Genomic DNA, 13,168 nt, shown 5'->3' with positions numbered 1-13,168 from the left:
CGGCCTAGCGCGGACGGGAAAAACGCCGGAACTTGTCGAGTTGGGCCAGGATCGAGGCTACTGCCTGGTAGAGATCCTCGGGAATCACCTGGCCAATCTCCACGTTCTTATACAAGGCCTGTGCCAGGGGCTTGTTCTCCCGGATGGGGACATTGTGCTCCCGGGCGATGTCCTTGATTCTTTCGGCCATGAAATCGCCTCCCTTGGCCAGCAACATGGGGGCCGGCGATACAGTTGGATTGTAGCTCAGGGCACAGGCGATGTGCGTCGGGTTGGTAATGACCACATCGGCCTTGGGAACGTCCTTAAGCATCCGGCGATTCATCACTTCCATCATCTTTTGTTTCTGTTTCTGCTTGATCTCCTGGTCGCCGAAGGACTGCTTCTGCTCGTCCTTGACTTCATCCTTGGACATTTTCATGTTTTCTTCATAGTCCCAGCGCGTGTACCAGACGTCCAGGATGGCGATGATCAAGAGCGGTCCCAGGGTGTAGAGGACCATGTCGTAGCCGTTGCTCAGCAAGAAGACCGCAAATGTTTCAGTGGTCTGGTAAAAGAGCGGCAGAAATTCGTTGAATTTATTTTTTAAGATGAGATAGGGGACCAGGGAAATGGCCACAGCCATGACCACCTGCTTGGCCAGTTGGATGAAGGTGCGGGGACTGATGAGGAGTTTTTGCAACCCGGCCATCGGGTTGATAATATTGCTGAAATCCGGTTCGAAGATCTTCGGTCGCCAAAGCGCTCCCACCTGGAGGCGCTGGGTGATGTAGGCCACGACCGCCATGACCAGCAGGATGGGCAGGAGCATGATGGCCAATTTGGCGGACAGCGACCACATGAGCGCGGTCACGTCGTCGGTGGTGGCTTGAAAATTCAGCCGTTGTCCCAGAAATGTCCGGAAAATATCCCGCATCTCGGTGGAAATGTCCTCAAGGGTGTAGCGGATGGCGAAAAGACCGGCCATGAGCACGGTGAGCTTGGGCAACTCCTGGCTTCGCGGCACCGACCCCTTTTCACGCGTTTTATCGCGTCGTTTCGGGGTGGCTTTTTCTGTTTTACTCGGATCTTTGGCCATGTCGCGATATCCCGGTACAGGGGTGAAACCGGTTTTGCCGGTCTGGCGCGCCGCTTAGGGGTGGTGCCAAGCTCTAGCGTCAATTCCTTGTTTATATTCTCAAAAAGGAGATGTGACGGATTGAGAACGCGACATCAGCTTGAGGCCTTGAGCACCAGGCGGAACATCGGTTCAAGCTCCATCAGGAATTGCTCGATGGTGATGGCCAGCGCCGCAAAGACCATGGTCATAAAGAGAAAGCCCACGGTGATTTTCAGGGGAAAACCGATGAAAAGGACGTTCATCTGCGGCGCGGCCCGGGCAATGAGGGCCAGGGCCAGATCGACCAGGAAAATCGAGGCCATGATGGGAGCGGCGATTTTAAGGGCCATGACAAACATCTGGCTGGTAAAGGCAATGAGGTGTTCTCCCAGGGCGGCATTGATCAAAAGCCCCCCAGGCGGCACGAGCTCGAAGCTCTGGGCCATGCTGGACAGCAGCAGCAAGTGCCCGTTTAGGCACAAAAAGAGCATGGTGGTGACCTGGCTCATCAGATGCCCCAGGCCTGATTCCGAAGCGCCGGTCATGGGATCGATGCTGTTCATGAGCGAAAAGCCCATGGAAAAGCCCATGATGGCCCCGGCGCTTTGGGCGGCGGAAAAAAGCAGGCGCACCAGGATGTCGAGCAAAAGGCCGATGATGATCTCGCCCAGAAACATGAGCGCGATGGTCCAGGTGTTGGCGGGCATGACCGTGCCGGGAAAAGACAGTTTGGGCCACAGCGCCAGGGCGAGGATGAAGCACAGGGCGGCCTTGATGGTATTGGGAATCAGATTGGCCCCGTAAAAGGGCAGCATGAACAAGACGACGCTTAAACGCATAAACGTCAACAAAAAGCTGAAGATGACCGCCGGATTGATGTGGAACAAGTCCATGGCAGGGGGGAAGCAAAAGCCGGGCCAGGGGCCGGCCCGCTACTCCAGGATGTAGCGCATCGGGTTGACGGGAACTCCGCCAAGGCGCGTTTCGTAGTGGAGATGGGGACCGCTCGTTTGGCCGGAGTCCCCCACATGGCCGATGGTCTGTCCCCGGGCCACGGTCTGGCCCTTGGACACGAGCACATCGCGCAGGTGGCCGTAGGTGGTGACCAGCCCCCCCTGGTGGTCGATGACCAGACCAAAGCCGCCGCCTTCGGTTTCGCCGGCAAAGGTCACGACGCCTTCTCCCGGGGCCACCACCGGGGCACCGATGGGAGCGGCGATATCCAGGCCCTTGTGGAACTCCTTTTTGCCGGTAAACGGCGAGGTGCGCTCCCCGAACGGGGAGGCGATCCAGCCGGCCACGGGCCATGTGGTGGGCAGTGCGGCCAGATGCGTCTTGGTGGCGTCGAGCATGGAGACCAGCTCCTGCTGGCGCACCCGCTCCAGGGCGGCCTGGTCGCGCAGTTCGGTCAGGAACTGGTGGAGTTTGCGGGTGAGCATTTCCTGACGGTACAGCGGCAGGTACTTTTTGTCGAAGTCCTTGTCCTCGCCGCCGGGTGTGACCTCGCGGGGGTCCTGGTCGATGTTGACCATCTGGCGCAGCTTGGCGTCAAACCCCCGGATGCGGACGAGATCGGTTTCCAGGCCCTTGATCTTGTCCGAAAGGCTCAAAAGCTGGGCGTTCTGGTCCTGGGCCTTGGCCTCCCACTGGGCCAACTCCTGTTCCATCCGTTTATAATTATAATAATATTTGACGAGAGAGACGTTGCCGGCCACCAATGCGGCCAGGGCGACGAGCATCAGGGCAAACAACCAGCCGCGGAAGCGCAACTTGCGATAGGCCCCGTGGTGGTCCCGAAAGATGACGAGCTGGTAGTTTTTAAACATCGTCTGCGTCCCCGGGCAGCGGCCCGCCGGCCAAGGCGTCCCGGTCCAGCTGCCAGCGGCCGAGAGCGTGCTGGAGGGTGATGTTTCGTTTCTTGCCGCCCTCGCAGATGGTCCGGACCCAGGTCTCTGCCTCGTGGCGCATGGATTTGCCGGCCATGGGGCAGGGATTGGAAAAGACCGGCAGTTCCCAGGCCTTGGCCGCCCGGAGAATGGTCGGCTTGTCAATCAGGAGCAAGGGGCGGATGACGGTGAGGCGGCCCTTGAAGAAGGACTCCCGGCTGGACAGGCCGTCCACCCGGCCGTTCTGGAAGAGATTGAGGAAAAAGGTGGCCGACAGGTCGTCGGCGTTGTGGCCAAAGGCCAGATGGGTCAGGCCGTATTGGGCGCACAGGTCGAAGAGGCGTTTGCGCCGCAGCCAGGCGCAGTAGAAGCAAGCGGAATTTTTCTTGTTTTCCTCGGAAAAGGCTCTTGGGCCAAAATCCGTGACCTCGATATGGGCCGGGATGCCGAGGCCGGCGCACAGCGGGACGAGGGGGGCATGGTTGTGCGGGTCAAAGCCGGGATTCAAGTGGAGCAGCATGAGCTCCACGGGAAAGGGCACGATCCGGCGTCGGATGGCCATGACGGCCAGCATGACCAGGCTGTCCACACCGCCGGACACGGCCAGCCCGACTCTGGCCCGGGGGGAAAGCTGGCCGGTGTGCATCATGAGCTTGCCGGCCTTGGCCACGCAGACCCGCTGGGCATAGCTCAGGTCCCGGGCGCGCAGGGGATGGGGGGATCGGGTCATCAAAAAACCTTTAAAGCGCGTTATCCATCAGGATGTCGCGGACTTCGGCGATCTGCTCCATGATGGCGGCCATGACGTTTTCCATCTGAAGCGGGGTGATGTCCAGACGGGTGAACACGGCCTCGGACGGGGCGTACTGCATCCCGTCGATACCCATGCCGATGCCGGTCATCTTGGCAATGACGTCGCCGACGTGGACAAGGTCCAGGGCCACGTCGGGTTCGGGGCAATCGTCGGGGCGCAGGCGGTAGCGGACCACATTGACAATGGGGGTCGGGATGCCCCAACGCTCCAGGAGCACGGCCCCGAGTTCGGCATGGTTGATGCCGAGAACCATTTCCTCGGCCTGCTCGAACGGGATATGGCGTTCGTGGGCCAGGGTCAGGATGGGGGCGGCGTCGACTTCGAGAAACGATCCCATGACTGTCTTGCCGATATTGACCAGAAGCCCGGCCGTGAAGGTGTGGGGCGGGGCGGCGATCTCAAGTTCCCGGGCCAGGGTCTCCGAGGCCGTGGCCACGGCCACGGAATGTTCGAGCAGTTCGCCCGGGCGAAGGCCGTAGCCCTTGATCTCGTAACGGGTAAACGGGGCCACGCCCGAGGCGATGACGAGCTGGTAGATCCGGTTAAGCCCCAGGCGCATGAGGGCTTCCTTGACCGTGGACACCTTGCCGACGCCCCCGAAAAATGAGGAATTGGCCATGCGCAAGACATTGACGGTCAGCCCCGGATCAAATTCGATGATTTTCGCCAACTGGCGCAGGTCGGCCTCGGGATTGCCGATGTAGGCCAGCACCTTTTGCACCGGCATGGGCATATGCGGTATGGCGGTGGCTTTTTGGATGATGTCTTCGCGTCGGCTCATAATTCCCACGACCTCCCGCACGATGAGATCACGACTCGGCCCGTGTCCGCGTAAAGGCGCATGGTTCGCGGAATGGTGCCACCCACATCCTCGGCCGAAAGGCGCATCTCGTTGACCTGCAACAACTTTTTAAGCGCCGCAAAATTGTTGGCCCCGGTGTCGAATTGATTGGAAATATGCATCATCCGACCGCAACCGGCAGCTTTGAGCACGAGGTTTTCCCGGGTGGCTCCGCGCCCGAACATGGCGCGCATCATTTGGGGAACGCCGACGTTGACGTACATGAAGGGATTTTTCTGGGGCGACTTGATTTCCCTGGCCAGGGGCAGCAGGCAATGGATAAGCCCCGCCACCCCGGCAACGGGGTCGTAGGCGGCAAGGCCCAGGCACGAACCGAGGGCGTGCGTGACGAGCACATCCTTGGCGCGGTTGGTGACCTTCATATCGGAGATGCTGACAACGATCTCCATAGGCTGTGTCTTGCGGCTGATCCTTGGGAAAAAAGAGGTTTGCCGGGTGCTGGCGAGCAAAGACGGTAGCCGGAAACGCGGCGAAGGACAAGGGCGGGGCCAGGGCGCCGACAGCTTACTCCCCGGGCCCCGGGCAGCGCCTCATCCCACCCCGAGCACAGCCGGCGCGGGCTGCCGGGCGGGTGTGTCCTCAAGCCGGGACATGAGATGGCTCGGGAAGCGGGGCAGGGACAGGGTGAACCGGGCCCCGGGAGCGTAGGCCCGGTCCAGGGCGATCTGGCCGTTGTGCTCCAGCAGGATTTCCTGGGCCAGCGTCAGGCCCACGCCGCAGCCGTCGGAGCGCGAGGAATAAAACGGATCGAAAATGTGCGGGGCGTCAGCCGGGGCGATGCCGGGACCGTCGTCGGTGACGGCAATTTCCAGGCGTTCCCCGACCACGGCGGCACTCAGGCCTATGACCAGGGAGTCGCGAGCGGCAAACTCCAGACTGTTGCGAAACAGTTCGGCCAGGGCGGCGGCCAGCAGGCTGCCATCGGCCACCAGAGGCACGTCGGGGACGGCGTCGAGATGCCAGGTGACGCCGCGCCCCAGGGCCGTGGCCGTGGCTTGCACCCGGCTGCGGGCATCGGCAGCGACTACGGGCAGGGTGGTCGGCTCCAGGCGCAAGGGGCCAAGCGAGGCAAATCGGGCCACGGTGCGCACAATGGTTTCCAGACGTCTGGCTTCATCGAGAATGATGCCGGGATACTGCGAGGCGATGCCCAGGCTTTCGATCTGGCGCGACAGGCGGGTGGCGAAGCCGCCGATGGCAAAGGCGGGATTGCGGATCTGGTGGGCCACCGAAGCGGCGAGCTTGTTGAGGCCCCTGATCTTTTCCCGTTGAATATTGTTTATTTCCTTGAGGATTTCCGTCTCGCGGCGCTGCATCCGGGACAGTTCGGTGATGTCGTGCAAAATGACCACGACCCCGGCGGAGTTGCTGTCGCCGGACAGATAGGAACTGGTGATGGACAATTCAAAGAGTGCACCACTCGGTGCGGCATAGGGCACCACCCGGCAAAGCCCGACGAGTTCGTTTTGAATCACGTCCATGACGATCTGATTGAACCGGGCATTGGCGTCGTTTTCGAAAAACAGTTCGCCCCATCCCCGGCCAAGCAACTGTTCCCGGGGATAGCCCAGGATGGCGGCGGCCGCCGGATTGACCGTGGCAAAAGCGCCGGTATGGTCCACGATGAGCAAGCCCACCGGCAGACTTTCGACGACGTTTTGAGCGATCAGGTCGCTTATGTGGGTCATGATCGACTTCGGTGCATGGTGATGGGCATACATGACAGAGTCGCAGGTGCTTTTCAAGACGCGCCGGGTGTCCTGTGGCCAGGTTGACGAATTTTTAAGAAGCCTGTGGACAGACGCCTGGGAACCGCATACTTCTCGCCGGATTGAAACGACGCTCCCGAAGCTGTGGAGCCTGGATGAGGGCAGGGTATATGTCCATTGAATTCATGAAGGAACTTATCGCCCAGTACGGCTATCTGGCGCTTTTCATCGGCACGTTCCTGGAAGGCGAGACCATTTTGCTGCTGGCCGGGTTTGCGGCCCAGTCTCCGGCCTTTAACCTTGATGTGCGCCTGGTCATCCTGGTGGCCTTCTGCGGCAGCCTGGCCGGGGATCAGACGGCCTTTTTCATCGGCCGCCATTACGGCCGCAGGCTCGTGGCCCGCAGCGAGAAATGGCGCAACCGGGCCGACCGGGTCCACGCCATGCTCAAGAAATACCATGAGGTCCTGATCCTGAGTTTTCGATTTTTTTACGGCCTGCGCAATCTCACGCCCTTTGTTTTGGGCACGGCTGATATCTCCATACTCAAGTTCTTCGTTTTAAACGCTATTGGTGCCGGCATCTGGGCCGTGGCCTTTACCCTTATCGGCTACGGCTTCGGCAGTCTGCTGGAAAACGTCCTGACCAAACTTATTGATAATGTGCACCATGTCGAACTGGCCATTCTCGGTCTGGCGGCCCTGGTGGCCCTGGGCCTGTGGCTGCGAAAGGCCATGCGCCGCTCCCGCTAGTGCCGCGCTCTCAAAATTGTTCATGCGGACAGCAAAGATAATATCCTAGAATCATAATGTTATTCCTAAAAAAGGCCCTTTTTAGAACAGACGACATACGACTCGTGTGGGGCTTTTGCAAAAATACGGATTTTTCTGGTCCCGCCTCGCGCGCGAAGCCATGGCCCACCACCCCTCGTTCGCCCGCAACACTCGAAATAAAAGTGCGTTTCCAAAAGCCGCTGCCCTTTGCCTTCCCGAGGCATGCCCCCTGCAGGGGCGTTGCCAAGGCCGCGTGTTTGTTCCAAACGCGACACGGCTGCTTTGAACGTGATCTCCTGGCTGGCAGCTTTTGTAGGGGCAGGAACGCTTTGATCTTTTCAGGAAAACATGTAATTTGGCCCATGGCTCAGATACCCGGGCCGTACGATGTCCATAAAATGCGCCACTGTCCGGGCGCTTGGCAATGCGTTGTCGAAGAATAAATGGCGGGGGTGAGGACAATGGCCGATTCGACCCAGTTAGCCTTCGCCCGCGACCTGTTGCGGCAATGCCGCAGGGCCCTTGGCGGCAGTGAAAACGGCCTGACCGGGGTCATCAAAGCCCGTGAACAGGATTTTTTATCCCTGGGCGAAGATCTCTACGCCTTGCAGAACAGTTGCGAGGACATCTCCCGCACTGCCCAGTCCCTGGTGACCTGCACCTCGGGCCAGGCCATGCACACCACCCTCAGCGCCCTTTCGGAAGAGCTCGAAGCGCTTACGGACGAAACAGCCAGGGCCGCTGGCCGTCAGAGCCTCAAGGAAATCGACGGCGTGGTCCGGATCGTGGATGAACTCTCCGACATTCTTTCGGCCTTCTCGAAAATCGTCAAATATTTGAGCATTCTCGGGATCGCCACCCGCATCGAAAGCGCCCGTCTCGGCAATGACGGCCGGGGATTTACCACCCTGGCCGACGATGTGGAAAAGCTGGCCCATCAGATCGTCGAACACTGCGCCGGCATCGCCGGGCGCATTGAGACCTTGCGCGGCCATGTCCAGTCGGCCAGAGAGCGCAACCTGGCGATTCTCGATACCCAGGAGCAATGCCACGAGGTCATTATCCGCCAGCTTGCAGCCAATATCGTGGCCCTTGGCGATATGGCCTCCTGTTCCAGCGGGGTTTCCCTGGAACTGTCCCGCAGCGCCGAAGACATCGCCGTGGACATCGGACAAGCCGTACGCTCGATGCAGTCCCATGACATCGTCCGCCAGCAGATCGAACATGCCGAGCATGCCCTGGCCGAGACGGCCGCAATGCTCGATGCCGAGGCCACCGACGAAGCCGATGTTGCGGCACTGCTTGAACTGGTGGCCTTCGTGGCCGACGTGCTCACCCTGCAGACCTCCCAAATCGGCAGTGCGGACGACCATTTCATCGAGGCCGCCGATACCCTGCGCAACTCCCTGGCCTCTCTTGCCGGACGCATCCGCGGCATCGGCGAAGCCATTGGCGGCATTGCCGGCGTGGGCTCCTCCGATACGCCTCTGGCCAGGCTTGAGGCCGGCGTGGTCACGGTAAAATCCGAGCTTGGCGATTTCGCAGCCGAAGGCGAGGCCCTGGGCAATATCATGGACTCCGTGGCCGACACCATTGCCGGTATGGGCGGGGCCATCGAAGCCATTGAGGAAGTGGGGACGGAAATCGAACTCATTGCCATCAATGCCAGCATCAAGGCCGCGCACACCGGCGAGGCCGGGGCAGCCTTGGGCGTTTTGGCCCTGGCCATCCAGCGTCTGTCGGGTGATGCCCGCCGCCAGACCGATGCCGTTGCCCGCATCCTTGGAGACATTGCCAGTGCTTCAAAGGGGTTGCAGGATAATGCCGGCCGGTATAACGATCAATCCGAAGCGTGGCGGATCGTCGGGGAGCTCGATACGGTTCTGGCCGACACCAGCGGGGCCGTCAAGCAATGCCAGGAGTTGTTCGCGTCCCTGAGCAGCTCAAGCCGCACCTGGGGCGCTCGGGCCGATGAACTGGCCCGCAGCATCAACTTTGACCGGGAGATCAGCCGCAGTCTTTCGGGTATCCGCCGGTCCCTGGACGAACAGATCGCAGCGGCCCGAAAGCTTGTGCCAAGCGGCGGCAAGGGGCGAAGCAGCCGGCTGCGCCAGCTCTATGACCGCTATACCATGGAAGCCGAGCGGAATGTGCACGAGGCGGCCTTTGGCCAATCCCGGGCGAAACTGACCGCACCGTCCAAGACCAAGGCCATTGCCCAGGAACCAACCGAATTCGGTGACAACGTGGAGCTGTTTTAGGGCCATGGCGCCGCAGGGTGCACAGGAGCCAGACACACGATGATGTCCCAGGACGACGCCCACCGCCTGGCCTATCTGGAAGAGGCCCGGGAGCTTTTGGCCGACCTTGAGGCCTCGCTTTTGGAGTTGGAAACAACCCCTGACGACACCGATCTGCTGCACAAGATTTTCCGGGCCATGCACACCATCAAAGGGTCCGGGGCCATGTTCGGTTTCGACGATATCGCGGCGTTTACCCACGATGTCGAGACCGTCTTTGACCGGGTGAGAAACGGCCAGCTCGGCGTCAACCGCCAATTGCTCGATCTTTCCTTTCATGCCTGCGACCACATCCGGGCCTTGCTCGAACCCGGCCTGGACCAGGATGCCATCCTGGCGACCCAAGGGCGCACCATCCTTGATGGTTTCCACCAGTTTGCCGGGGAGGACGCGGCCCCTTCGCTTCCCGAAGCCCCCCGGGAAGGCCACCCGCCCGAGGAACGCAGGGGCTGCCAGCCGCTGATCTACCGGCTGCGCATCAAGCCCCATGCCGACATGCTGGCCACAGGCAACAATCCCCTGCATCTGCTTGAGGATCTCTGCGCCCTGGGTGATTGCCGGCTTTTCCTCCACACCGAAGCCCTGCCGGCCCTCGACGTCCTGGATCCGGAATCCTGCCCCGTGTGGTGGGACTGCGTGCTGCGAACCACTGCCAGCCGCCAGGAGGTTTCCGACGTCTTCGTCTTTGCCGAGGACGACTGTGAACTGATCATCGACATTCTCGACGACAGCTGCGCCGAAGACGGGGAGCAGGCCCACAAGCTCCTGGGCCAGATCCTGGTCGAACGCGGCGACATTACGCCTGAGGATCTTGAGGCGGCCCTGTCTTCCCAGAAACGGCTGGGCGATATTTTAACCGACCAGGGACTGGTGCATCCGACCCAGGTGGCTTCGGCCCTGGCCGAGCAGTCCGCTGTGCGCACTCTTGGCCAGAAGGCGCAACCTGAACGCCTGGAAAAGACCTCCAGCATCCGGGTGCCCGCCGACAAGCTCGATTTTCTCGTCGACCTCGTGGGCGAACTGGTCATTGTCCAGGCCCAGATCCGGCAGGCCGTGGACGAGCGGGGCGACCCGGCTTTGCGCAGCCTGGCCGAGCACCTGGAACGCTTAAGCGACAGCCTGCGCGATTCCACCCTGTCCATCCGCATGTTGCCCATCGGGGCCACCTTCACCAAATTCCGCCGTCTGGTCCGCGATCTTTCCGGCGAACTCGGCAAGGAGATCGAGCTTGTCACCAGCGGCGAGGAGACCGAACTCGACAAAACCGTCATCGAGCGGTTGGGCGATCCCCTTGTCCATCTGCTGCGCAACAGCATTGATCACGGCATCGAGAACCCAGAGGTTCGACAGGCCGCCGGCAAGCCCCCCATCGGTCGTATCAGCCTCTCCGCCGCCCACGCCGGCGGAGAGGTGCTCATTACCGTTGCCGACGACGGCGGCGGCCTCGACGCGGCCGGCATCCGCACCAAGGCCGAACAGCGCGGGCTCATCGCGCCAGGAGCGGACCTGACCGCCAAGGAACTGTACCATCTCATTTTTCAGCCCGGATTCTCCACTGCCAAGGCCGTCACCAGCATTTCCGGCCGGGGCGTCGGCATGGACGTGGTCAAACGGGCCATCGACGCCCTGCGCGGCAGCGTGGAAATCGACTCCGACCCCGGCCAGGGGACGGCCATCACCGTCCGTCTGCCCCTGACCCTGGCCATCATCGACGGCCTGCAGGTGCAGGTGGCCGGGGAATACTATGTCGTCCCGCTGGGTTTGGTCGAGGAATGCGTGGAAATGGCCCGGCAGGCCGACGGTGCCGAGCGGCGCATAGTCAATATGCGCGGCGAAGTGGTGCCGGTGATGCGGTTGCGCGACGTCTTCGGCCTTGGCGGCGACGCCCCGGCCATCGAACCCATTGTGGTGGCCAAGGTCGATGGCGAACGCATCGGCATCGCCGTGGACCGGGTGGTGGGTGAACACCAGACCGTGATCAAAAGCCTGGGCAGGTTGTACCGCGATGTCGAGGAATTTTCCGGGGCCACCATCCGGGGCGACGGCACCATGGCCCTGATCGTGGACGTGCCCGCCCTGGTGCGGCGGGTCGCCGAAACCGACGGCCTGCGCTAGCAGGGGAGAATGGGGAGACGGGAGATGCCTCCGACGGCCGGACTGGAGTTAGAAAAGAGAAAGAGTGCCTCCGGCGGCCAAAGGGCAGTGCCCTTTGGAAACCCACCTGGGGTTCGTTTGATTGGACCGGGTGCGTTACCAAGTTGAGACGCAAAAGTTGCTTTTTGATCTTGACGGGAACCACCGGTGCTCCGGCGGCCAAAGGGAAAGATCGCCCTTTGGAAACCCACAAAGGGAAAATTTTTGACGGGTTGTTTGGGTTCGCTGGCAGAGCAGGCGAAACTGCATGAAACGGACGCAATCGCGTCCGCTAATTTGGGCAACACCGCGAGGGCGGGAGGAAGATATGGCCGAGGCCGCAACCACCAACGACAACCAGTACCTGACCTTCACCCTGGAACGCGAACTGTTCGCCCTGGATATCGCCTCGGTGCGTGAAGTCCTCGAACTCGTCAACATCACCCGGGTCCCCCGCACCCCGGATTACATCCGCGGCGTGATCAACCTGCGCGGGCGGGCCGTGCCGGTGGTGGACCTCAAGATGAAGTTCGGCCTGGGGGCCACCCAGCGCACCGTCGACACCTGCATCATCATCGTCGAGGTGGCCCTGGACGGCGAAGACACGGTGCTGGGAGCCCTGGCCGATTCGGTACAGGAAGTCTACGAGATGGAGACCGGCCAGATCGAGCCGCCGCCGCGCATGGGAACACCCATCCGGTCCGAGTTCATCCGGGGCATGGGCCAGTCCGGCGAACAGTTCATCATCATTCTGGACATCGGCAAGGTCTTTACCTCCATGGAACTGGCCGGCCTGGCCCAGGCCCTGGGAGAGGCCGGCCCGGATGTCGGGGAGGCTTGAGTTCCATGACGGCGACTGTCACTGCCGGCCGGACGTCCGGGCTCGTCGCCATGAGCGACAAGGAATTCAAGCGGTTAAGTGAATTTATTCATACCGAGGTCGGCATCAAACTGCCGTCCTCGAAAAAGGTCATGGTCGAAGCGCGGTTGCAGAAACGTCTGCGAGTGCTCGGCAAGGCCGGGTATCGCGACTATTACGAGTACCTGTTTAGTCCCGAAGGACTGGAAGAGGAACTTGTCCACCTTATTGACGTCATCACCACCAATACGACGGAGTTTTTCCGGGAACCGCGCCACTTCGAAATCATGACCGAGCAGACGCTGCCGCTTTGGCGCAGCCAGAACGGCCCGGGACGCCCCTTCCGGCTGTGGAGCGCCGGCTGTTCCACCGGCGAGGAGCCCTATACCCTTTGCATTGTATTGTCGGAGTTCGCTGCCCGCTCGCCGGGGTTCCGCTTCAGCGTCATGGCCACCGATATCTCCACCCGGGTGCTGTCCATGGCCAAAAACGCTGTTTATCCCGAAGAACGGCTGGCCAAGATGTCCATGGATCTCAAGCGCCGCTATTTTCTGCGCAGCAAGGACAAGGCCAAGCGACTGGTGCGCGTGGCCCCGGACATCCGCAGCATCATTGATTTTCGCCGTCTCAACTTCATGGATTCGTTCGCTTTCCCGGAACCTCTCGACACCATTTTCTGCCGCAACGTCATGATCTATTTTGACCGGGCCACCCAGGAGCGCCTGCTGCAGAA

12 protein-coding genes are annotated in these 13,168 nt (G+C 61.2%); 5 read left to right on the top strand and 7 right to left on the bottom strand.

The features are described 5' to 3' along the window. Positions 1-4: 4 nt before the first annotated feature. The 7 genes from flhB to DVDV_RS08860 all read right to left on the bottom strand — a co-directional run bounded on the left by flhB (position 5) and on the right by DVDV_RS08860 (position 6,349). Positions 5-1,078, bottom strand: a complete 1,074-nt coding sequence (flhB, locus tag DVDV_RS08890; RefSeq protein WP_075354327.1) for a flagellar type III secretion system protein FlhB — start codon at positions 1,076-1,078, stop codon at positions 5-7. A 134-nt stretch (positions 1,079-1,212) separates the two neighbouring features. After that, positions 1,213-1,992, bottom strand: coding sequence for a flagellar biosynthetic protein FliR (gene fliR / locus DVDV_RS08885; protein WP_075354326.1), 780 nt, complete (start codon positions 1,990-1,992; stop codon positions 1,213-1,215). 39 nt (positions 1,993-2,031) lie between these two features. Then, entirely contained in the window at positions 2,032-2,925 is an 894-nt protein-coding gene (locus DVDV_RS08880) for a M23 family metallopeptidase (protein ID WP_075354325.1), read from the bottom strand. Continuing rightward, on the bottom strand, positions 2,918-3,715 hold the full coding sequence (locus DVDV_RS08875) for an ATP-binding protein (RefSeq protein ID WP_075354324.1): 798 nt from the start codon (positions 3,713-3,715) through the stop codon (positions 2,918-2,920). Before DVDV_RS08875 ends, DVDV_RS08880 begins: the two co-directional genes overlap by 8 nt. A 10-nt stretch (positions 3,716-3,725) precedes the next feature. Next, on the bottom strand, positions 3,726-4,580 hold the full coding sequence (locus DVDV_RS08870) for an HDOD domain-containing protein (protein WP_075354323.1): 855 nt from the start codon (positions 4,578-4,580) through the stop codon (positions 3,726-3,728). Continuing rightward, the gene (locus tag DVDV_RS08865) at positions 4,577-5,050 is read right to left on the bottom strand and encodes a chemotaxis protein CheD (RefSeq protein WP_075354322.1); all 474 of its coding nucleotides are present in this window, start codon (positions 5,048-5,050) and stop codon (positions 4,577-4,579) included. The genes DVDV_RS08870 and DVDV_RS08865 overlap by 4 nt, the downstream gene beginning before the upstream one ends. Before the next feature lie 141 nt (positions 5,051-5,191). Continuing rightward, a complete protein-coding gene (locus DVDV_RS08860) occupies positions 5,192-6,349 on the bottom strand; it encodes a nitrogen regulation protein NR(II) (RefSeq protein ID WP_075354321.1) in 1,158 nt (385 codons plus the stop codon). Positions 6,350-6,540: 191 nt separating this feature from the next. Between DVDV_RS08860 and DVDV_RS08855 the strand changes: the two genes are divergently transcribed. The 5 genes from DVDV_RS08855 to DVDV_RS08835 all read left to right on the top strand — a co-directional run. After that, positions 6,541-7,122, top strand: coding sequence for a DedA family protein (locus tag DVDV_RS08855; protein ID WP_075354320.1), 582 nt, complete (start codon positions 6,541-6,543; stop codon positions 7,120-7,122). Positions 7,123-7,604: 482 nt separating this feature from the next. Beyond that, positions 7,605-9,404 (top strand): methyl-accepting chemotaxis protein, encoded by a 1,800-nt coding sequence (locus DVDV_RS08850; protein ID WP_075354319.1) that lies wholly within the window; start codon positions 7,605-7,607, stop codon positions 9,402-9,404. Between the two features lie 39 nt (positions 9,405-9,443). After that, a complete protein-coding gene (locus tag DVDV_RS08845; RefSeq protein ID WP_075354318.1) occupies positions 9,444-11,558 on the top strand; it encodes a chemotaxis protein CheA in 2,115 nt (704 codons plus the stop codon). 346 nt (positions 11,559-11,904) lie between these two features. Continuing rightward, a complete protein-coding gene (locus tag DVDV_RS08840) occupies positions 11,905-12,417 on the top strand; it encodes a chemotaxis protein CheW (RefSeq protein WP_075354317.1) in 513 nt (170 codons plus the stop codon). 5 nt (positions 12,418-12,422) lie between these two features. Then, a partial coding sequence (locus DVDV_RS08835; RefSeq protein ID WP_075354316.1) for a protein-glutamate O-methyltransferase CheR occupies positions 12,423-13,168 on the top strand: 746 nt, incomplete at its 3' end.

The organism is Desulfovibrio sp. DV (genome assembly GCF_001936595.1).
In the GTDB taxonomy this organism is placed as follows: domain Bacteria; phylum Desulfobacterota; class Desulfovibrionia; order Desulfovibrionales; family Desulfovibrionaceae; genus Solidesulfovibrio.
Note: the sequence above shows the minus strand (reverse complement) of the source record. Positions and strands in the feature narration are given on the sequence as shown.